Source organism: Streptomyces sp. NPDC001700 (genome assembly GCF_053596435.1).
In genome coordinates this window covers 1-21,125 of record NZ_JBSFGE010000022.1, presented here as the reverse complement: position 1 = coordinate 21,125, position 21,125 = coordinate 1, and the positions used below count along the sequence as shown (strand labels likewise).

Annotated in this window: 15 protein-coding genes and 2 pseudogenes; 2 read left to right on the top strand and 15 right to left on the bottom strand. The window is 68.9% G+C overall.

The window, feature by feature from the left end:
- Window positions 1-102 precede the first annotated feature (102 nt).
- A complete protein-coding gene (locus ACWC5C_RS32060) occupies window positions 103-1,056 on the bottom strand; it encodes a DNA-binding protein (protein ID WP_450881156.1) in 954 nt (317 codons plus the stop codon).
- A gap of 704 nt (window positions 1,057-1,760) precedes the next feature.
- Between ACWC5C_RS32060 and ACWC5C_RS32055 the strand changes: the two genes are divergently transcribed.
- Together ACWC5C_RS32055 and ACWC5C_RS32050 are read left to right on the top strand one after the other, a co-directional pair.
- Window positions 1,761-2,039 carry a hypothetical protein gene (locus ACWC5C_RS32055; protein ID WP_450881154.1) on the top strand — a complete coding sequence of 93 codons (279 nt, stop codon included), beginning with the start codon at window positions 1,761-1,763 and terminating at the stop codon, window positions 2,037-2,039.
- 323 nt (window positions 2,040-2,362) lie between these two features.
- Complete coding sequence (locus tag ACWC5C_RS32050; protein WP_450881152.1) at window positions 2,363-3,412, top strand: DUF4238 domain-containing protein; 1,050 nt, start codon at window positions 2,363-2,365, stop codon at window positions 3,410-3,412.
- 133 nt (window positions 3,413-3,545) lie between these two features.
- On the opposite strand, the pseudogene ACWC5C_RS32045 reads toward ACWC5C_RS32050, so the two are convergent.
- The 14 genes and pseudogenes from ACWC5C_RS32045 to ACWC5C_RS31980 all read right to left on the bottom strand — a co-directional run.
- A pseudogene (locus ACWC5C_RS32045) lies at window positions 3,546-4,340 on the bottom strand (helicase associated domain-containing protein); the annotation flags it as partial.
- A gap of 186 nt (window positions 4,341-4,526) precedes the next feature.
- A complete protein-coding gene (locus ACWC5C_RS32040; RefSeq protein WP_450881150.1) occupies window positions 4,527-5,504 on the bottom strand; it encodes a hypothetical protein in 978 nt (325 codons plus the stop codon).
- A complete protein-coding gene (locus ACWC5C_RS32035; RefSeq protein WP_450881148.1) occupies window positions 5,501-5,749 on the bottom strand; it encodes a hypothetical protein in 249 nt (82 codons plus the stop codon). The genes ACWC5C_RS32040 and ACWC5C_RS32035 overlap by 4 nt, the downstream gene beginning before the upstream one ends.
- A 75-nt stretch (window positions 5,750-5,824) precedes the next feature.
- Window positions 5,825-7,789 (bottom strand): DUF3732 domain-containing protein, encoded by a 1,965-nt coding sequence (locus tag ACWC5C_RS32030; RefSeq protein WP_450881146.1) that lies wholly within the window; start codon window positions 7,787-7,789, stop codon window positions 5,825-5,827.
- A 4-nt stretch (window positions 7,790-7,793) separates the two neighbouring features.
- The gene (locus tag ACWC5C_RS32025; protein ID WP_450881144.1) at window positions 7,794-8,273 is read right to left on the bottom strand and encodes a three component ABC system middle component; all 480 of its coding nucleotides are present in this window, start codon (window positions 8,271-8,273) and stop codon (window positions 7,794-7,796) included.
- Entirely contained in the window at window positions 8,266-9,450 is a 1,185-nt protein-coding gene (locus ACWC5C_RS32020) for an ABC-three component system protein (RefSeq protein ID WP_450881142.1), read from the bottom strand. The genes ACWC5C_RS32025 and ACWC5C_RS32020 overlap by 8 nt, the downstream gene beginning before the upstream one ends.
- Window positions 9,451-9,534: 84 nt before the next feature.
- Window positions 9,535-12,744 (bottom strand): Helicase associated domain protein, encoded by a 3,210-nt coding sequence (locus ACWC5C_RS32015; RefSeq protein WP_450881140.1) that lies wholly within the window; start codon window positions 12,742-12,744, stop codon window positions 9,535-9,537.
- A gap of 100 nt (window positions 12,745-12,844) precedes the next feature.
- Window positions 12,845-13,873 carry a TniB family NTP-binding protein gene (locus ACWC5C_RS32010; protein ID WP_450881138.1) on the bottom strand — a complete coding sequence of 343 codons (1,029 nt, stop codon included), beginning with the start codon at window positions 13,871-13,873 and terminating at the stop codon, window positions 12,845-12,847.
- On the bottom strand, window positions 13,867-16,110 hold the full coding sequence (locus ACWC5C_RS32005; protein ID WP_450881136.1) for a transposase: 2,244 nt from the start codon (window positions 16,108-16,110) through the stop codon (window positions 13,867-13,869). Before ACWC5C_RS32005 ends, ACWC5C_RS32010 begins: the two co-directional genes overlap by 7 nt.
- A complete protein-coding gene (locus tag ACWC5C_RS32000) occupies window positions 16,107-16,733 on the bottom strand; it encodes a TnsA-like heteromeric transposase endonuclease subunit (RefSeq protein WP_450881249.1) in 627 nt (208 codons plus the stop codon). Before ACWC5C_RS32000 ends, ACWC5C_RS32005 begins: the two co-directional genes overlap by 4 nt.
- Before the next feature lie 219 nt (window positions 16,734-16,952).
- Entirely contained in the window at window positions 16,953-17,168 is a 216-nt protein-coding gene (locus tag ACWC5C_RS31995; protein WP_450881134.1) for a hypothetical protein, read from the bottom strand.
- Complete coding sequence (locus ACWC5C_RS31990; RefSeq protein WP_450881132.1) at window positions 17,161-19,998, bottom strand: Helicase associated domain protein; 2,838 nt, start codon at window positions 19,996-19,998, stop codon at window positions 17,161-17,163. Before ACWC5C_RS31990 ends, ACWC5C_RS31995 begins: the two co-directional genes overlap by 8 nt.
- A gap of 36 nt (window positions 19,999-20,034) precedes the next feature.
- The gene (locus tag ACWC5C_RS31985; protein WP_450881130.1) at window positions 20,035-20,580 is read right to left on the bottom strand and encodes a hypothetical protein; all 546 of its coding nucleotides are present in this window, start codon (window positions 20,578-20,580) and stop codon (window positions 20,035-20,037) included.
- Window positions 20,581-20,911: 331 nt separating this feature from the next.
- A pseudogene (locus ACWC5C_RS31980) lies at window positions 20,912-21,125 on the bottom strand (hypothetical protein); the annotation flags it as partial.

The following is a 21,125-nucleotide window of genomic DNA, read 5'->3' as shown; positions in this document are numbered from 1 at the left end:
AGCCAAGCCGCTCCCGCCGGCAGACGCCGCCGCTTTCAGTATTTCTGCCACGAACGAGTGCCGTATCAGCTAACAGCCGACCTGCCCGTCGACGCATCGCTCTCAGCCGTCCTGCCTGCCCGCCGTCAGCATCTGGCTGAGCACCTCAACGGGCATGTCCACCCACTGGGCCACCTCCTGAAGCGGCACCCCGCCGTTCACCGCCGCCACCGCGGTCCGTTTCCAAGCGTTCTCGATCAGACCGGCACTGTGACCGAGCCCGCGCAGCAGCAGCTGGGCGACCTCGGCGGTCGGCCCGGTCTGCACTCCGCGCAGCTGCAGCAGCTGCTCCTCGGCACTCTCGATGAGACTGCCGATCCGCACCCGCTGCTCGGGCGGCACCACCGTCCGCCACATCGTCCCCGAGCCGGGCGCCTTCTTCTCCGTGCCCAGCACCCGCAGCTGTCCGGCCATGGTCACGGGCTGGTGCTCCTGGCGCAGCCACCAGGGATCGTTGTCGTATCCGCAGGGTCCGCTGGCCCCCCGGCGCAGGCGGATGACGCTGCCCATCCAGGAGGTCAGCGGGCCACCGTAGTCGGTCGCGGCCAGCGGCCCCAGCCACTCCCGCCCGACCCGCTCGCCGAGCCGGCGGCAGAACATCCCGTCGGCGGGCAGCGCCCGCGGCCGCCCGGCACCACTGTCGACCCACACCAGCTGGGCCATGGCTGGGTCCAGCAGTGCGTCGGCGACGGCCACCACCTCGGGAAAGACAACCGCGTCCCGCCCCACGATCCGCCACCGCTCCAGATCACCCCCGGCATCCCCGCCCGCGACCTGGTGCAGGCGCCGCGGCCAGATCGTTTCCTGCTCCCACTGCAGGGCCTGCTCCCACCACCGGGCCACCACCGCCTGAGCCAGCGCGAACACCCGCTCCGGCTCCGCACCGGCCCGCACCGCTCGCCGCGCCACCCAGGCCCACCGCCGCTGCGCCGCCACCACCTCCGGCACGCCACGCAGATCGAGGTGCTCCAGCGGCTGGTTGGCGTCCGCGTCCAGCAGCCACCGCCCATGCCGCACACACCCCCGCTCCCACCGCGGCGCGTACCGCACCACCCGGAGAGCCGTCCCCGTGCGCCGGGCCGTGCAGTAGCCGGCAGCCGAACGCCACCGGACCGGCCACCGCGCCACCGATCCGCCACAGCCCCACTGGATCGCCATCCTCGGCGCGCAGCTTGGCGTCCCCTTCTTCCCAGGACGGCAACGCCCGCGCCAGCACGTCTTCCTCGACGCCGCACATGCCTGCCAGGAGCTGGCGTCCGGCTGCGTTCAGCAGCACCTCGGCGTCGGCCCGTGCGCCTCCGCCCTCGTGCCCGGGCGGGTAGTTGCGCCACTTCCAGCACGCCCGCAGCGCCTTCGCTTCCATCCCGTAGCGGCTGGCTATGCGGCAGATCAGCGACGAGGTCGTCTCCCTCCACTTGGGGAGCACCGGCGACAAGCTGGCGGCGCGCGTCAGGACGGACCTCGCTGGCGCCCCGGTGCTGTCCTTCGGTACCGAGTCCCACCAAGGCGTGAGGCGGCAGAGTCCCGCCGGATGGAGGCCTGGACCTTCGGACGCCGCACCCATCCAGGCCGTGTGACCCGCGACCGGTGCCACCATGGGCCCGCCCAAGTCAACGCTTTCGTCCGCCGTGCTGTGGCCACGGTCACACGACTCAGTGTTGTGCGAGAGCCACTCGCGGAGGACGGTGGTGACCGGCGCGGGGCCGAGAAGAACGACCACCATGGGATCGAGCACTGATCGGATCGCCGAACTCTTCGGCACTGACGAAGTCCGGAGCCTCCTCGCCGCCAACCTTCCCGGCTACGAGTCCTATGCCTTTTCTGACCTGGCCCGCGCGGCACGCGACCGGCTCGCCAACACCCCGGCCCACAGCGTCGGCATTCTCGCGCGGGAACTGCGGCGCGCCGGCTTGGCCATCCATCACGCCCGCGACACCGGCCAGCACGCAGGAGAAGACGCAGCTCAGCTCGTCACGTTTACCCGGACTGGCTGCGACTGATGGGCGAGCACGGTGGACCACGACGGACCTGGGCTTGTCCAAACCCACCTCATTAATCCCTGCGAACAGCTGCTCAGCGCCGGCAACACTGATGAACGCGACGAGGGCTACGCGGCGCTGCGCGGACTTGCCACCCGGCTCGGATCACACAGCGGCTTTACGTCTCGCTGGACGCTGCACATCGACGACGATGCGTAGCGTGAGCGTCCACGCAGGAAGAGCAGAAACATGGGCGGGACGACATCCGGGCCGCTCGCCAGCTGCCGCACCGTTGTCCGGCAGTACCCGCGGAATTTGGTGACACTCTCTACTTGGTTCCGTGTATGACTGGCGCGGACAGCCATACAGGGGGAGGGCAGCCGGTGGGTAAGGCGTCGTCGGGGAAGCGCGCGGCCAAGGCAGGCGGAACCCGGGATCACACAGTGCCGCAGATGTACCTGAAGCACTTCGCTCAGCACGTAGCACGCCACAAGTACGAGCTGAAGGTGCGACGGCTCGACAAGATCGACGAGCCGTTTACCGTGACGCCTCCCGGCATCGCTGCTGAGACCGGCTACTACTGGGGGATCAGTGCCGAAGGGGTCCCTCACCACGCTGCTGAGGAACTGTTCACCTCCCTTGAGGGACGCGCCGATACAGTACTGAAGGTCCTCCTGAACGACCCGGACTGGGCGCTCACGCCGCACTGGCCGTTGGGCCCGGACCAGCGCCATGTCCTCGCCTGGTGGATGGCTGCCCAGATCTTGCGCACCACGCGCCAGCGGAAACGGCTTACCCACCAGCAGACCGAAGCACCGGACATCACCGGGCTCCCGCAGGAAGTGCACAGGCTCGCGCAGAACAATCCCCATCTGCACTACATCGTTGAGAACATCGCCACGTTGACGCTCACTCTGGAAGCACGTCCATGGGCGCTCGGCTTCAGCGACATGTGCCTGCTAACCAGCGACACCCCGATCGCCATATGGAACCGCCCCGACGACGAAGACCAGCTGCGCGCCGCCGCACTGAGCGACATCATGCTTCCGCTGGACCCTCACCGCTTTCTGCTCCTGCCCGGCCCTGCTACCCGGGGCACCGACCGGCGTAAGCACGAGGACCACTTGATACACGCGGAGGGCGCCATCGGCTTCGCGCTCGTGGAGGTGGCGTACGACGTGGCTGACCAGTTCGTGATCCACCACCCGGAGCACGATCCCTGGAAGCATTGGGAGCCGAACAGCCCGGGTCAGCCCAAGCCGTGGGCCGGGCAGACGCACTCTGCTCCTCAGCACATCTTGGAGTACGGCGTATTTCCGCCCAGTCAGAACATTGAACGTCGCTGGACCGTGGAGCATCCACCGCCTCGCTCCCCAGACGTGTTGCACCCCTGACCTGAAAAGCGGACCTGTGTTGCGGCCCGCGTTGCACCGGGTCCGGCGCCAGAAAGCAAGACAAAGGCCCCGGGGCTACGACGTCCCGGGGCCGTCGCTGACCTTCCAGCTCAACGACGAGCGAGGCGGCGTGTCATGCCCACTCAACCCCCAGCTCCGCGAGGGCCGCGCGCTGCTCCTGAGTGAGCTTGTCGCGGCGGGCCTTGGTGTTGGAGATCCACACGCCCAGCTTCACGGCCACCGGCTCCGCCTCGCTGTCGACGATGATTTCTTCGCTGTGTGCACGTGGAACCGGCCTGCCCGCGCCTTCCCGCTCGATCCACTGGGCGAGGGCCCTCACGCCGCGTTGGAAGGCCGCTGACGCCTTCCCTGAGGCCTTGCCATTCTTGGTGGCCGGTGCCGGGGCGGGCCGTTCAGCGGGTTTCACACCGATCTCGGACAGCCGCCGCTGCTGCTCTTCCGACAGCTCCGCCCAGAAATTCACCTGCCGCTGGAGCCACCGTCCGAGGTCGTCGCCTTCGAAGAGCACGCCGGGCTGGATGTCGGGTAGGAAACCGTGGGGTTCGTCGGCGGCGAGGTCGGCGAGGATGCGGTAGTGGCGTTGCCAGTCCAGCGGCCACGGGCAGTCCCAATCCGGGTCGATCTGAGCGAGCTGGGCAGCGCGGGCTGCAGCACGCTCGGGATCTTTGCCGAGGCCGCCCTTCCTGCGGAGGTTGGCCATGTGCTGCCCGACGGGGATCAAGTCGTCCCCTGTACCCAGGCTCGTTCCCTCGCCCCAGAGAGCGTCCTGCCTCGGGGCGAGGTGCCCGGTGGCCCGGTGGTACGACCGGAGCGCGGCGAGCTTGGTCTCCCACGCCTCTTCGCCCGGTTCCCACACCATCCCGGCCTCCGGGGCATCCAGCAGCTCCTTGCTGTCGTCGCCCAGTTTTTCTGAGTTGTCGCTGTGGCTGCGAACTGGGGTTTCTCAGTTCTTCTGGGTGATGTTCGCGGTGCCTGGGGGTGCTCGGTGTGCGGGGCTGGGCGGGGTGGTGTTGCTCTGACCTGTGCGTACGCGGGTGTGGCAGGTTGATCGAGCGTTGTGCAGTTCCAGTGAGCTGCTACTTGATGGGACGGGTCAGGTGGTGTCGGGGGTGGTGAGGTCGTGGTGGGTGAGGGTGACGCGGGTGGCTTTGCCGGCTTTGCTGGCGGTGGTGGTGGGTGGCAGGACGCGGACGTGGATGAAGTAGACGCGGACGCTGGAGATTTCGGTGTACGGGGGCCAGGCGCCGGGGGTGCCATTGGTCGGTAGCTCGAGGAGCTTGTCGCTGATGCTGTAGATGACGAGGTAGGCGGTGTGTTGCCCATAGTCGTGGGCGTACTTGACGATCTGGTGCATGCCTTTAACGAGGTAGCTCTTGCCGCGGCTCGTGCCGTCGAAGATCTTGCCGTCGCAGACGAGGGGGTCGCCGGCGTCGAGGTCGCCGATGAGGTCGGCTTCGCCGGAGGCTGAGCGGGGCTTGGCGTGGGTGATGTGGTCACCCTCGAGGAAGAGGAAGCGCTGCAGGTCCAGGTTGTAGACCTCTTCGCCGTTGGCGGTGTCGGCGGTGAACCGTGCGTACAGCTCGTCGCGGTCGAACCACTCGATGCGGGTGCGGTAGCGCTCGAGAGTATGCAGGATGCTGCTCTCGGCCCCGACGCGCTCGCTGAGGAAGTCGAAGAGGGGCTGCAGGATGTCTTCGGCGAACTCCCGCCAGTTGTCCTGAGCGCTCCTTTGCATGCTGTAGTCGCTTGCGATCTGCCACCCGATCTCGGGGTTGTCTGCTTCGGCTTCTGCAATTTCCTGCATCAGGTCCCAGATGAGTGTGGCTCGTCCTTCTTCGGTTCGGCTGGGCCACACGAAGCGGCCACTGCGGGTCAGTCCGGTGCGGAACCGGTCCCGGTCCACGTCCGGCTCTGACCTGGAGGCCTCTTCGAGGAGGCATCTGAGGGCTGGCTGATTCTTGACCCAGGTGACGGCGAGGTGGACTTCGTGGCCGGAGCTGGAGAAGGGCGCGGTCATGAGTTTGCGCAGGCGTTCGCGTACGGTGACCTGGAGGCGCTGCTGGTACTTCACCGCAAGAGGCCTTTCAGAACTTGTGTGATCTGTTGCTGGACGACGTCGCCCGCGTTCTGCGCACTGCCGGTCTCGTCGACCAGCCAGATCTGGGTGTAGCAGCAGGGACAGATCACGGCCGTCTGGGCTACGACCTCCGAGTAGCGGACCCACGTCAGGTAGCCGCAGCTGGGGCAGGCCGTCTCGAAGTCCGCGCTGAGGAACTGTGTCGCGAGGGATTCGCCCATGGAGGCATTGTTCCGCACGGCTCTGACAGTGCCGCTGTTGTCGGTTCCGTCCGGGGTGGATGCCGATGGTGGAGAGCGGGGCATGGTGCCTGGCTACGGGGTGGGCTGGTCTTCGAGCCAGGTGGTGGGGATGAGTTTTTCGCCATTGCGCCAGTTGTAGCGGACGGAGCCCTGGTACCAGTCGTGGGGCAGGTCCGCGTGGTCGCTGACGATCATCTGGAATTTCGGGGAGAGCTCCCTGGCGACCTGATGCATGAGTTCGAAGAGGCGGGTGACGGTCACTCGGTCTTCGTCCAGGGTGATGTCCTCCAGCCGTCCTCGTTGTTTGGCCATGTCGGAGGGGTAGTAGGGCTGGGTCGGCTGGTCGAGCATGAGGAAGCGGGGTACGGGCCGGCTGTTGGCGACGAAGTACTGGTGGAGGGCGAGATGGGCGGCCACGTGGTAGCCGACGTGGTTCTTGCCGCTGCCGATGCGGAGCAGTTCGGTGATGCCCTCGTCGGTGTCGGCGACGATGGTGAGCTTTTTGAGGTCCAGACGGACCAGGCGGTCGCCGTGTTCGAGTTTCAGGGTTCGGGCGTGGCTGGTCATCTTGCCGCTGAGGTAGCTGAGGCCGTGGGTGAGTTTGTCGTCGATGGTCTCGGTATCGAGCTGCTCTTCGAGGCCTTGGATGAGTCGCTGGGCGACGGCGACGTCTGACTCCAGGCGCTGGAGGTGTCCGCTGTCGGATGCGGTGTTGATCTGGCCCAGGTAGGCGCTGATCCTGCCGCGGGTGTAGGCCTGGGCTTCGGCCTGTCCTAGGAGGCCGGCCTGCTGGTTGCGCTGTTCGGCGATGATGCTCAGGGCGCCTTCGATGCCGCGGAGCTGTTGGCGTAGGCGCGTCGCCGTCTGCTCGATCTCGCGCAGGGCCTGCTCGCGGCGGGGCTGGACGGTTTGGACGCTGTCGAGCTGTCCTCGGAGGTCTGCGAGGGTGGTGTGCATATCGGCGATGGTTGGGTCGGGCTCGGCGAGCTCGTTTCCGCACAGGGGGCAGCTGTGTTCGCCGGGGAAACCGTCGGGTACGAGGTTGAGCGCCGACAGGCGTGACATGCCGCGGGCGACGGCGCCGGTGTAGCCGGCGGCCTGTGTCTCCAGGTCGTTGAGGAGCTGGCGTTCTTCTGCGAGGGAGCGAAGCTGCCGCCGGAGAGCCGCTGACTGTTCGGTGAGGAGGAGTTCGTGCCGCCGCTGTTCCTCGTCTGCGTTGTCCGGGGTGGGCCGGAAGGAAGCAGCCTGCTGCAGTGCCTCGATGACGGCTGCTCTGTCGGAGGTGTCGACGCTGGTGTCGGCGAGTAGACCGTGGACGCGGGCCTCGCCGAGGAGGGACTCAAGGCGGGCCTCGATGCCTTGGTTTGCTTCCTGGGCGGCTTTGAGGTCGTTCTCGGCGCGGCGGAGGGCTCGTTTGGCTTGGGTGAGCTGATGCTGGAGCGCGGCCTGGTCCTCGGGGACCGCGCCGAGGAAATAGGGGATCGTGGCCTTGAGGCTCTCGGGGATGCCGCGCTCGTTCTGCCGGTGGAACAGGGCCCGTTTGGAAGCGACTTCATCCTGGTTCTGCAGGCAGAGCAGGACGCCGTGGCCGAGGTTGGCGCTGAGCGGGGAGAGCAGGCTTCCCGGCGCTGGTTCGCTGCGGGTGTCTCCGATGCCGATCCGGCGTCCGAGCTGCTGGCGCAGCTGTGTGGAGTCGGTGTTGACGCGGAGGTCGGACAGTTCCGGGGTGCCGAGGTCGTTGCCGACTTCGAGCATGGCGTTGGTGACGGACTTGGCGCCGGGGCGAGGCGCCGGCCGTGCGGCGAGTATGCGGGTGTCGGGCAGCTGCAGGATGACTGCATACCACGCGACAGTGTTGAAGATCGGGCTGATCGGGAGCGTGGCCTCGTCCCTGCCGAGGCAGAAATCGACGATGTCGAGCAGCGCGCTCTTGCCTGTCTGGGAGGTGCCGGTGACGATGTTGAGCTCGCCGAGCCGGAAGTCCAGGACGCGCTTCTCGCCGCTCTTGCTGTAGAGGATGATCGACCGGATCTGCACCGGCTCAGGGTCTCACGCCCAGCAGCGTAAACACGGTGGAAGGGTTGTCGGACTTGGCAGTCCAGCGGCCTATCAGCGATGCGGCCTTGATCAGGTCGGCAAGTTCACCCTCGATAAGGGATTTCGACGCAATCCGGCCCTTGAGAGAGCCCTGCTCGATGGTGAGCATCTGATGGCGGAGCCCAAAGCGCAGGCCTTCCCGTACGGCGGGCGCGAGTGAGTTGCTGCGCGCGGCAAGGCCTGCGACGAGTGCCGGGTGTTTCGCCACCCAGTTCGTGAGATGGGTGCGCGTCGAAGTGGGCAGCGCTTGCCGCGTGGGCCGGTGCAGGATCAGTGGGGCCACGACGAAGGCCATTGGCCACGGCATCAGCCTGCCGGAGGCCTCCCGCTCGTAATCGCGTGCCGCAGTGGCTGCGACGGCGGCGACGAGAGCAGGGTTGAGGAAGGCGGCGCTGGCTTGCGGCCGCTGTGTCCAGCTAGGCACGGGCGGCCCTGATCAGGTTCTTCACTCGTACCTCGAAGTCGGGGTGCCATCCGACCCGTCCGCGGTCGGCCAGCTCGTGGTGCTTGCCTCGGGAGAAGAACGCCTCGTCGTACGCTTCACGGATTCGGTACCGGGTCTGGTCCAGGGTTTTGCGCAGCAGCGCCTTGCCGGCCTGCTCCTGCTCCCGGTCGGTGGCATCTTCACCCAGGTCGTCGAGCATCCAGTCGAACTCCCGCTGCCACTCGTCGGCGAGGTTGTCCTCGAACCGTGCCAGCTCGTCGAGGTCCACCAGGTCATCTTCGAGCCAGGCCACGGTCTGGGTGTAGGCGCGGTAATAGTCCACCATCGCCTTGTTCAACTGACGGCCGGCGCCCACCCAGCGCAGCTGGTGGACGAAGCAGGCATCGGCCAGCTCGGTCTCAGCCTCCTGCGGGAAGTCCTCACGGTTCACCAGTGTGGGCAGCCTGTCGGAGGTGTAGTCGTCGCGGAGACGGCTGATGCGTTGCATCAGCCGGGTCACGGAGACGCTGGTGTGCCGCTTCTGCAGCATGTCCACGGTCTGCTCGTACCACCACGCCCACAGCTGCCGCATGAAGGAGTCGGCGTGCCCGTCGGGGAGCGCGGCTCTGAGCTTCACCCGTACCTGCGCGTCGAGGTCGTCGATGGACGGCGAACCGTCGATGACCCTCATCCGCTGTACGAAGACGGCACGCTGCGCCGGCTGAAGTGCCAGGAAAGCTGCCCGTGCGTCCTTCGTTTCCTTGGCCTTCGACTCCTGCGCGGCGGCGATGAGTAGGTCAAGGGCCTGTGCGGGTGCTCGATTGGGCACCTTGAGCGCGGCCATAGCCGTACCCGGCCGGGCCTCCTGCGTGGTGACCAGGGTCAGCATGGGGCCGTATTCGTCGCCAGGGGCGTGGGTGTCCATCCAGGACTGGATAGTCCGCCACACGTCGTCGTCCTTGTCGCCGAGCAACCGCACACTGCGGATGTGGTGCTTGACCTGCAGGAGTTCAACGGGGCGACCGTCTTCTTCCCACGCAACGTCGTCGTGGAGCTCCAGGCTGATCGCCCCGTCCGGGCGATCCTCTTGTCCCCGCAGCAGCTCAAGGAGGGCGAGCTGCGCCTGGAAGATATAGCCCAGGGCCGACGCAGATGCCTCATGCGCGGAGGACGCCATGCCCACATTCTCCCGATTCTGATGTTGCCCGTCCAGAACAACAACAATAATCGAACACAAGTATGGGAAGCGATGTTGTCGGTTCTATCCGGGGTGGATGTCGATGGTGGTGAGCAGGTGTTGTTGCTTGGGATGCAGGCGTGGCCAGTCGCGGTGCTGGGTCTGGATCCATGAGGTGATGCGTGGCGGGTAGGGCTGGCCTGTGTGGTGATGCTCGCGGGCTTGGTGGTAGGTGCGGTGCCAGTGGTAGGGCCAGGGTGGGTTCCACCAGGGGTCGATGGTGTTGAGGGTGTGCAGGGTGGCGGGGGAGAGGCGGCGTTGGCCGGCTTTGCGGCGTTGTTGGATCAGCCATGCCCCCAGGGGAAAGCCGTCATGGTGCGCGCTTTTGGGGACGCAGAGGTTGCCGGTCTCCTCGGCCCAGGCGCGGGCGTGGGCCAAGCCGGGGCTTGGCGGGTAGGCGCGGGTCGCTTCGCGGCGCTGTGTGGTTGTGCGGTTTTCCGGGGTGATGCCGATGTCGGTGAGGAGTGCGCGCTGTTGCGGGTGTAGCCGGCGCCAGGCGGCGCGTTGAGCGGACGCCCAAGAGCTCGTGCCCGCACTGATGGGTGTGGTGCGGGCGTGATGGTAGGAGCGCTGCCAGCGCATGGGCCAGGGCGGGTTCCACCAGGGGTCGAGCGTGGTCAGGGCGCGGTGGACGGCGTATGGGGTGTTCGCGTTATGGGCCAGAAGGCGTTGTCGGGCGAGCCAGGTCCCCAGGGGGAAGCCGTCGTGGACGGCGCAGTACGGCGTTGCCAGACTGCCGTGCGCGGCTGTGTAGCCGCGGGCGTGCTCGAGCGCGGTCTCGGCGTACGGGGTGACGGGCCGGGCGCGGGTGCTCTCCTCGGTGAGGCCGATGTCGGCCAGGAGGCGCTGCTGGCCGGAACACAGGTCGTCGTAGCGGGTGATCTGTCGGCGTAGCCAGGCGCGCTCGGCGGGGGCGAAGCTGCGGAACTCGTGCGTGGCGTCCAGCTGGTGGTCAGCGGGGACCTGATGGTGGATGTGCTGCCACGTGCGCTGCCAGGCCAGGCTCCAGGGCGGGCACCACCAGGGATCGACCCTGCCCAGCGCCTTCGCCGCAGCGGAAGGAGGCGCACCCCGGCAGGTGTCGGTTCGGGCGTGGTGGCGCTGTCGGCGCAGCCATCGCCCCAGCTGGAATCCGTCGTGGACGGTGTCGACCGGGATGGCGAGGGTGCCGCGTGCGGCGTGATAGCCGAGTGCGTAGCCGAGTCCGACGGCGAAGTCGGCTTCGCGTTCGGCGGGCCGTGCGGCCGCGCCGCGGGCCCGGTCCGCGGTCAGCCCGATCCGGGCGAGCAGGCCCTGCTGGTCGGGCTGGAGTGCGTCGTACTGGGCGCACTGGTTGGTCAGCCAGGTGGCGAGTGCGCTGCTGGTGCCGGGGAATCCGGCCCCAGCGTCCAGGACGTGACCGTCTCCGATGTGGGTGTGTGCCTGGTGCCAGGAGCGTTGCCAGTCCAGGGTCCAGGGCGGGTTCCACCAGGGATCGATTGCCGACAGTGCCAGTGCTCGGGGTGAGGGAGCGCCATGACGCAGCTGGTAGGCGCGGTCTTTGCTGCGCTGGTTGGCCAGCCACTGCCCTAGCTTGAATCCGTCCTGGACGGTGTCGGCGGTCGCGGTCACCAGCGTGCCGTGGGCGCGGGCGTAGGCGCTTGCACCCGCGAGGGTGCGTTCGAAGTGGGTGGCCATGTGCTTGCGGCGGGGACGGGCCGCCCGTACGGCCTCGGGGGTGAGGCCGATGCCGGACAGCAGGCGCTGCTGCGCGGGGTGCAAGTCGTCATAGCCTGCGCACTGGTTGTAGAGCCATTCGCCCAGGCCGAAGCTTGTGGCGGGAAAGCCGCGCTCGGGCCGCAGGCCTTGCGCGCGGGCGTGGTCGCGGGCTTCGTAGTAGGTACGCTGCCACATCACCGTCCAAGGCGGCCGCCACCACGGATCCAGCGCCTCGAGTTCCGCGACGTGTTCGGGCGGTACCGCGGGGGATTTCCGGTGGTTGGACAGCCACCGGCCCAGTGCAAAGCCGTTGAACCGCTCGCCGATCGGAGCCGCGAGGTGGCCGTGAAGGGCAGCGTAGGCACGGGCTTGGGCCAGACCTGTATGAAATGCCTGCTCGGGGGTGAGCCGAAGCCCGCGGCCCCGCGACAGGCTGTCTCCCACCGCCTCCGGCTTACGGCCCGCGTCGCGGTAGGCCTGCAGTTCCCGGGCGATGGGCCGGGGCCGGTGTGCCATGTGCAGCGTCCACAAACGATCGGCGGCGTCTGCGCCAGCAGGGGACCGCACGCAGTGGTGCACCCATACCAGCAAGGGCCCGGCTGAGGTGGAAGCGATCTTCTCGGGCAGCCAGCCCCGGTTGGTGATCTGGGCCAGCTCGCTGACCAGAGCGGGCGTGTCCGCAAGGGTGTGCGGCAGGTGGCCGCCGCTCTCGGCGAGCAGCCGCTGCTTGAAGCGTTCATCAACGAGAACAGAGGCGAGGGCAACCGTCTCCGGGTAGGTGACCGCGTCCCTGGCCAGCAGCCGCCACCAGCCGGGATCGGTGCCTGGCGGCGCGAGCTGCAGTGCCCGGCGCGGCCACTGCTCTTCCTCAGGCCATTGCTGTGCCCACCAGGAGACGGCGACGGCATGGGCGACATCGAAAGCCTTAGACATGTCCGGCCGATGGCGCAGCAGCTTCATGTGTCGCCGGTGTGCCGCGATCATCTCCGGCAGCCCCGTTAGGTCGATCTGCTCGGTGCCGACCGGCGCGCCGCCGATCCAGTGGGTGCCGAGCATCCAGCGCCGGTGGCGCGGGCAGATCCGGGTGTGCGGCTGCAGGTACAGCCGTGCAGGCTTGGCCCGTCCGGTGCGTGCGGCCGTGCACAGCCGGCAGCCTTCCCCCGCAGCCGGGACCACGGAACCGAAGCGGAATCGCCCGGCCGTGCCCGCCCCGTCCGGCGAAAGGGGTTCCTGGGCGGTCCAGAAGGGCAGGGCCCGCTGAAGGATCTCCTCGGGCACGCGGCTGAACACGGAGACGCGGGCGCGAGCCTCGGCGTTGAGGTAGACCTCGCCGTCCGTGCGGTAGCCCTTGAACAGGCTTCCGCCGACCTGGAGCAGCGCCGGGACGAGGTCTCGGACGCCGAGCCGGTAGCGGTCGGCCAGCCGGTCCAGGTACGAAAGGTTCGTCTCACCCTGCAGCGGCGCGAGCCGTACCGGCCCCGGTCGTGCCGCAGCCGTACGCGGCGGCTGCGGCTGTGGTGGAAGAAAGTCGTGCATCAGGGAGCAGAGGTCGTTTCCTGGCGGGCCCGGATGTACCGGCATCCGAGCTGTGGCCGAACGGGGGATCGGGGCGGACGGTTGAGGCAGAAGCCGCCGGTCAAGGCTGGCGTTGCGTGGGCATTCGGCGGCGCCTGGGTGTCCGGGCCCGTTGTTCGGCGGCGGTATCGAGCTCGATCTGTTCGAGCAGATTCTTAGTGATCTTCTCGGTGCCGTCCAGCAGGGAGACCAGGGCGGCTTCGCGGATGAGGTGGGAGAGGCTGCCCATGCGGCCGCCGGTGCGGGCGTGCAGGTAGGCGGCGTGTGTGACCAGCGTGCCGGGCCGGTGCTGGCGCAGCCGCAGCGCGCCGTCCATGCCGTTCACCAGGGCATTCCAGACCTGCTTGTCCGCGCTGCTGCCGTAGCGCAGCGGCTGGTTGCGCACGATCTTGAAGCGGCCGGCGAGCTGGGAGCCGCGCACGCCGGTCAGCAGCGGCGAGGCTTCGACGTCGATGCCGGAGTAGACGAACGTCGCCGGGATCCGCTCACCGAGGTACTTCAGCTGGTCGGAGGTCTCGGCGCCGGCCCGGCTGCGGGTGTCCATCAGATGCACGTCGTCGACCAGGACCAGCTGGGTGCCCATCTCGCACAGCAGCTCGCACACGGCGTTGGTGATCTGGATCTGGTTCATCCGCTCCAGCGTTGGCAGGCCCAGGAAGCGGGCGAACTCGCTGATGAGCATTTTTGGGGTGGAGGACGGCGGCACGGTGATGAACAGGACCGGCAGACGTCTGTCCCGGTTCGGGTGGCGGCGCCGGTCGGCCAGTTCGACGGTGCGCCCGAGCTGCTGCATCGCGGTGGTCTTCCCGGTGGTGGCCGGTCCGGAGATGATCAGGCCGCGCCGGGCTCCGCCCTGCTGGCCGCGGTTGAGCAGCAGCAGACGCCGGACCGCGGTGGAGATGGTGTCCATCGCGGGGGTCTTCAGCACCACGAACCGCGCGTGGTAGTCCTCCCGCTGCTCCAGCGTCCACTCCCGGTCGCCGACGTCCCGTGCCGTTGCGTGGTGCGTGTCGACGAACTGCTGCCACCCGTCCCACGTCGTCAGTGGACTGAAAGTGCTCGTGCTGGCGGGCTGGGCCGTCGTCACCATGCCTGGGCCTCCTGGTATGGGTCGTAGATGCGCATGCCGCCCGCTCCGTCAGCGTCCGGCGTCTGCTCAGCGGCTTGGTCCCCGGCCGTTGCGGCCGTCGGCTTGGACGCTTCATCCGCGTGGCCTGCCGTGGCGTCCTGGCCGTCGGCGAGGGAGGCGAGAAGGTAGTCCTCGCCGCCCGGATCGTCGTCGATGTCATCCAGACTGTCGTCGATGTCCCAGCCGTCGGCGTCCAGCGGGACGGTGAAGGAACCGGGCAGCCCGAACGAGGCCCCCGGCGCGAGAGGCGCAGGCCACTGCTGCGGGGTGGTGACGGGGGAGGGATCGGTCATCTGTGCAGCAGCCTGGGCCCGGGCGGCTACCGTCCGCTCTCGTCTGCTGCCCAGTCCCTGGCTTGCGCGCCATAGCAGCGCATCCAGCGCCTGGGCGATCGCCGCCTCGTGTTCTTCGCGGCCCTCGCGGCGTTCCACGGTGCGGCGGACGTGGTCAAAGGTGAACGCGGTGAAGGGGCGCCGTACCGCCTCCGCGTGGACCCACGGCACCTCGAGCCATCCGTCGGGCAGGCGCACCCACACCCGGTTCGGGTCGAAGGGGTTGTGGTGGACCTCCCACCGTCCGTTCTTGTCCGTCTGCGGTGAGCTGCGGCGCCGGTAGGGGTTCAGGCCGGGGTGGTCGTAGGTGCGGTAGCCGAAGCGGATGCCGTAGTCGTTGACGGCTTGCCACCGAAGAGGCAGCAGCTCGACGTAGTCGTCGGCGGACAACGGCACCGGTACATGCCCCGTCACCGCCACCAAAGCCGCCCACATCTCGTTCGGGGAGACGGCGACCCGCGGCATCATCGGGTGCCGCAGCGCCTCATGCGCGCGCTCCTGCCACCCGCAGATGACCCACTCGTCCAGCAGCTCCTGAAGCTGCGCCAGGCTCCAGCACGCATCCTGCTCCGCGGCCGTGCCCCGCTGGGAGACATCCGAGCCGGTGTGGCCCGGCAGGTACTGGCTGAACCCGTCGGCGATGGCGCCGAAGGTCCGCTCCACGTTCCCCTTCGCCGGGCCGTTCGCCGGCGGCACCGGCTGCACCGAGACCCCCAGGCTCTCGCACGCCGAGACGAACGAAGCCGACACATACACCCGGCCCTGGTCCACGACCACCGTCTCCGGCATGATCACCGGCCGGGCGGCCGCATGCTCCAGCCGCGCGTCCAACGCGACCAGCCGCTCGTAGGGGATGACCGACCGCTGCATCGACAGCGCCGCGTCCCACCCCGGCCGCATCGCCGTCGGCACCACCATCTGCGCCAGCAGCATCGCCGCGTCCACCGACGTCGTGCCCACCGGCCGCACTACCGCCGCGCAGATACTGCGCGTCGCCACGTCCAGCGCGATGCTCAGCTCAACCCGGCCGGTCACACCGTCGTCCAGCACCGCCAGCACGTCCAGCGGCGTGCTGTCCAGCATCACCAGCTCGCCCGGCCGCAGTGCCACCGTCGGCGTGAACGGAGGCGCCGGCCGCGACGCATGCCACCGCCGCTGCGCCGCCGTTCCCAGCAGCCCCTGCCCGTCGGCCACCGCGTGCACCAGCCGGTTGAACGTCGACACCGGCGGCAGCGCCACCACCCCGGCGCCGTACTCCTCCTCCAGCAGCCACCCCACCCGGCGCCGCAGCCGCACCAGCGTGCCCGTCGACCGCTCCCGCTGCCCATCCAGCGCCTTCCTGACTGCCGCGACCACCCGCTCATCGGCCCGACCCACCGCCGACCGCTCCCGCACGGCCCGGCCGTCCAACAGCCCCCACAAGCCCTCGCTGCGGTAGCGCGCCCGCATCCGGCGCACCGTCGCCGCACTCGCCGCCCAGCCCGCTGCCCTCAACTCCTCCGCCTTCGCCCGCTCCCGCTGCGCCAGGCTCCGTACCGCCGGATCGAACTGCTCACGCGGGGCGCCCTGCCCGACCGCGTCAGGAAATCCGGTCTCCACCTCCCGCACATGCCGCTGCCACGCCAGAGCCCGCTCCCGCACCTCCACCGGCAGCGCCTCCAGCAGCCCGAACGGCGGCACCCTCCCCGGCGCCGGCCCGCCTTCCACCTCGAAGGACGGATCGGCGAACAGGTAGGGCAGCAGCACCACCGCCGAGGCGCCCTCATCGGTCACCAGCGTGGCCCGGGCGCCTTCCAGCACGGCGAGCGTCCATACCCGTCCGTCGTAGCGAAGGCGCGCCCCGACCTCGACAACCGCCTGCGTCACGCCGCTCCGGCCTCCTGCCGTGCGACCGAGACAACGGCACGCTCGTGCAGCGGTTCGTCCAGCCGCACCCGGAGCACACCGCTCCACAGCGCATGAAAGACCGCGGGCCACAAGGCGATCGGGTCACCCAGCTCCCGCACAGCCTCCACCGCTGGCTGCGGACTGCTGAACGCCTCCACCAGAGCTGGCATCCACGGCCCTGCGGCGTACCGGGGATGCCGGTAACCCGCCAGCCACCGCACATTGGCCACCAGCACCGGATCCGGCGGCCCCGCGAGCCTGTAGGACCAGCCCACTGCCTCCGCGGCAGCCGCCACAACCCGTGCCCGCTCCGCCAGCCGGGCAGAGGACCCGCTGCGTCCCACGCAGTCGAGTAACAGGCCGCTGCCGTCCTGAAGCCGGGCCATCAGCTGCGGCGCATGACCGACGACCTTGCCGTCCTCACGCCACACCAGCTCCACCGGCCGACAGACCAGCCCCACAACCGCCGGATCCCGGTCGAGCAGCATCATCTCGGTCCGCATGACACCGGACCCGTACGCCACCAGCCGCCCGGTGGTCGACGACCACCACCACCCCGGCGCCACGCGCCGCCCATACCGGACGGGAAACGACCGAATCACAGGACAGTCCTCAAAGACAACATCCTGCGCCGCCTCAAGCCACGAAACCTGATGTGCCTTCCCCAGAAGATCACGAAAGCACGCGTCGACCCTGCCGGTAGCCACAGGTGCTGCGGACACCCTGAGATCGCCCGCCGCATCCACACCAACAACTCCGCCAGGCTCCATACCCGAAGCCAAGTACATGAGCAGAAGCGCAGATGTTCCGATCCTCGCCGCTCACCCGAACGGATGAGAACTCTTCGCCGCAGGCGTGGTGTCTTCGGCAGACCGGGCTTGGTCTGGCTGGACAGCGGTCCGAAGTTCGATGTCCACGATGGTGGAGGCGATCTCGTCCTTGCGCCACTTCTCGGGGGAGTTGAAACGGACCAGGCCGCCCGCGTAGGCCATGCGCAGCAGTTCTGCCTTGGTGTGGTTGCGCATCAGCTCATGCATGCGCCTCGGTTACCCGCTCCATGACCTGGCGCTCTTTCTCCGCCATGGTGTCGCCTCGGCCCTGGCATTCTTGCCCTGACGCGTCCGACGGTACGGGCTGGACGACGACGTCACCCGCCGGATCCGGACCCCCGGGCCGACTCGGCACCGGCGCGGTCACTGCCCAGGGGACGTCCAGTGCAGCGAGGGCGGCCTGCTGCTCCTGGGCGAGCTTGCCCCACCTCGATTTGGTGTTCGAGACCCACACGCCCAGCCTGACGGCTACCGGTTCCGTCTCGCCGTCGACCGTGATCTCTTCGCTGTGCCCTCTCGGCACCGGCCGGTCCGTACCTTCCCGCTCCACCCACTGGGCGAGGGCTGTCAGACCGCGCTGGAAGGCCTGCTGCGCCTTGGGTAGCTCCTTCGTCGCACGAGCACGCGACGGGACGGCAGGCGGGGCCTCGGCGGGCTGTACGCCCAGTTTCGACAGCCGGTCCTGCTGTTCGGTCGACAACTGCGCCCAGCTAGCCGGCTGCTGCTGTCGCTGGAGCCACTTGCCCAGGTCGTCGCCCTCGAACAGCACCCCGGGCGCGATGGCTGGCAGGGCGCCGTCGGCGTCGACCAGGTCCGCGAGGACGCGGTAGTGACGCTGCCAGTCCAGGGGCCAGGGGCAGTTCCAGTCCGGATCGATCGCGGCCAGCTGATGCGCGCGTGCGGCAGCCCGCTTCGGGTCCTTCCCGAGACCACCCTTACGCCGGAGGTTGGCCATGTGCTGCCCGACTGGCACGGGGCCGCCGCCGGCCGGGTCGTCCCACATGGCGCCCTGACGTGGGGCGAGGTGCCCGGTGGCGCGCCGGTAGGACCGGAGCGCGGCGAGCTTGGCCTCCCACGCTTCTTCGCCCGGCTCCCAGACCATTCCGGCCTCCGGTGCGTCCAGCAACAGCTTGCGCCGTTCCTTCAGCTCCCCGGCCCGCAGCGCCTTTCGCTGCTGGTGGATCCATCGCCCGAGCGGAAACGCCTTGGTCGCCCCGACTTCGACCTCGACGTCATACGGGATGGCGTAGAGGCTCGTGATGCCGTTCTCCTTCCGCCACCGGAGCAGGGCCTGGTAGCCCTCCAGCCACACCAGCGACTCCGGCCGGTACACCCGGGTGCGCAGGAACGCCGCGATGGTCGCCGCGTCGCGCGGGCTGGAGAAGTGGAGCAGAGCAGCTTCGGCGGCGGCCTGTGTGTCGTCGTCCTCCTGGTCCGCGCCGTCGCCCTCGCCGCCCGCCCCGACGATCTGCCCGTCCTCGTCGCGTCGGAGGTGGACCTTGCGCTTCCCGCTGGTGAGCGTGCGGGAGGCGAGCTGCTCGACCAGGCGCTCATCATGCGAGCGCAGGCCCTGGAGGACCGCTACAAGAGGGCGGAACGAGGCACTGGCGACCATGTCGTCCGGGTCCTCGCCGGGCTCCAGGAACACCGGCACGATGATCCTGGCCACCTTCGTGGAGCCGTCCTTGTTGAGCCGCAGCGCCCGGCCGATGTTCTGCACGATCTCCACCTGCGAGCCGCGGGTGTCCGCAAAGCAGATCGAGTCGACTCCCCGCTCGCCGGTGATGTCCACGCCTTCCCCGAGCACGCGAACGCTGGCGAGGAAGGCGCGGTGCACCCTGCGCCCGGCCGCGTCGATGCCGTTGGCGAACTGGCGCAGGACCTCGCGCCGCTCGCTGACGAGGTGGTCGCCGCACAGCCACGCCGACCACACCCGGTCCGGCGGGACGTGGCGGCCGGCCTCCAGCTCGTAGAATTCCGCGTCGATGGACGACTTCGGGAGCTTGTCGGCGGCGGCCAGGTCCTCATCGGAGGCGTCGTTGACGTACAGCTCGGCTGCGGTCTCCGGGAGCTTGTCCGAGAACGCCTGCGCCTCTTCCACCTTCTGGTGGAACGTCATGACCGTACGGAGGTTGTACGCCGCCGCGTGCTCCAACAGGGCGGTCTGCAGGAGCGCCAGGCGCCGGCCACGCCGCGCCTCCTCCGACTCCCCGAGGACCGGCGAGGGATCGCGGATCTCCAGCACGTCGATCTCGAACCCGGCAAGGATTTCGCGCTCGATCGCCTCCGAAAGCCCGAGCTCCGCGAGCCACGCGCCGTACGTGCCCTCCGGGTCATCGGCCATGGTCGCGATCTCCGCCTCCTGGCCGTCCGCGCCCTTCTGCGGGCGGGCCGCGGCGAGGATGCGCGGGGTCGCGGTCAGGTAGAGCCGGAAGTCCGCCGGGATCCGCTGGTTGTCGTGGATCGCCGCCCACGGCCGCCCAAGATCACCAGCGGTTCCGTGCGCCTCATCCACGATCGCGAGGTTGAACGGGGCCATCTGCTGCCCGTACAGCCGCTCCCCGCCCGCCAGAGCGGCCTCCAGCGGCCCGCGAACCTTCCCCTGGTCCACGGGAGCGTCGATGTCCTCGCGGTCCACCAGGGAGGCGTACGTGGCGAACACGACCACCGGCCCGGACCCGGCCCACAGGGCGAGCCGGATCGGGTTCGTGGTGGTCCGCACCCCCAGCGCGTTTAGCACTGCATCGTTCTCCAGCGAGCACACCGCGACCATCGGGGCGCGGTGGCCCACCAGGCGCCATGCCTGGGCGGTCTGCGCGAGCAGGTCCAGGGTGGGGACGGTCACGAGGATCCGGCTGTCCGCGAATGACTCCAGCGCGCACGCGGCGGCTGTGATCGTCTTGCCCGAGCCGGTCGCTGACACGATCGTGCCCCGGGCACCCTGCGGGGGCACAGATGACCTTGGAGGGAATCCCACCCACCTGCGAAACGCGGAGCGCTGATCTACCTGGTGTTCTTTGAGCTGAATCGCTGACATTTCCATGTCTCCCCGAGCGTGAATGTCTGTGGTCTTTTAGAGGGCCGTGTGCGGAATGCAGGCCGCGCCTAGGTCGTTCCAGATCGACGCATCCGCCTTGTGCCAGCCGCCGGGCTTTCCGTCCTTGAAGGGCGGCTTTTCGTCCGGGTCGTAGTGCCCGGCATTGGGCGTGCAGACGATGACGTCTCCGTCCGTGTTCCGCGTCCGGGTCGTGTATAGACCGCCGGCCTCGCCCAGCGCCTCCAGCACACGGCGCCGCGCCGTGGTGTGCGGATGGGTGCGCGGTAGCACGTTCTCCCGGACGAACCTCTCCAGCCGCACCAGGTCGGCCCGCTCACGCTGCCTCACGTCCGCCAGATGTACGGCCAGTTCAGCGGATCCGGCCGACCGGCCGCCACGCCGGGACCAGTCCCGGTCCGCGATGCCCACCAAGGCCTTGCTCACGGCCGTCACGCCGTCGTCCCAGCCGTCCGCGAACAGCGGGCCCCGAGAGGCCGGCGCCATGCCGCCCAGCTCCACCACTTCGCACTGCGCCCCGGCGACCGCCCCGGTCTCCAGGTCGTCCGCCTCGCTCGCGGGCACGCCGTGCGCATCCAGGAGCGCGAATACCTTCTACCGGGCGTTTACGCCCGTAGTCTGGTACTGCGTCACCCGGTGCACAATCGCTACTCAGCGCGGGATCGGGTCCGGTAGATTCGGGGTGACCGGTCATCTGCGGTCGGTCCTCTCGGAATTCCGGGGAGGCTCCCGGGTGGTTGTGAGGTGTCCCGTGTTTCCGCCAACGCTACACGCTGTATCAACCTGATGCATGTACTACCTGGAACCTACCCGAACGAGCGACCGCCACCCTCCTAGCCAGCCTAGCCCGCGCCGGAGGGCCCCAACGGTTCTGGAGGCGAAGCCGGAGGGACCGTCAGGCGGGGGAGCGCAGCGGACCCGCCCGGAGCGCGCAGCGCTCCCAATCCCAGCAGGGGGGATGCACCAGGCCACAACTCTGCTTCAACAGAGGGGCGTTGGCGTGGCGCTGCTGGAGGACCGTCACCTTGTTCGTCTGCCCGGCGGCGGCCATGTACGAGAGCACACCGTCCTCGTGGGTGAGGGTGGTCTGGGCCGCTGTGGACGAGGTG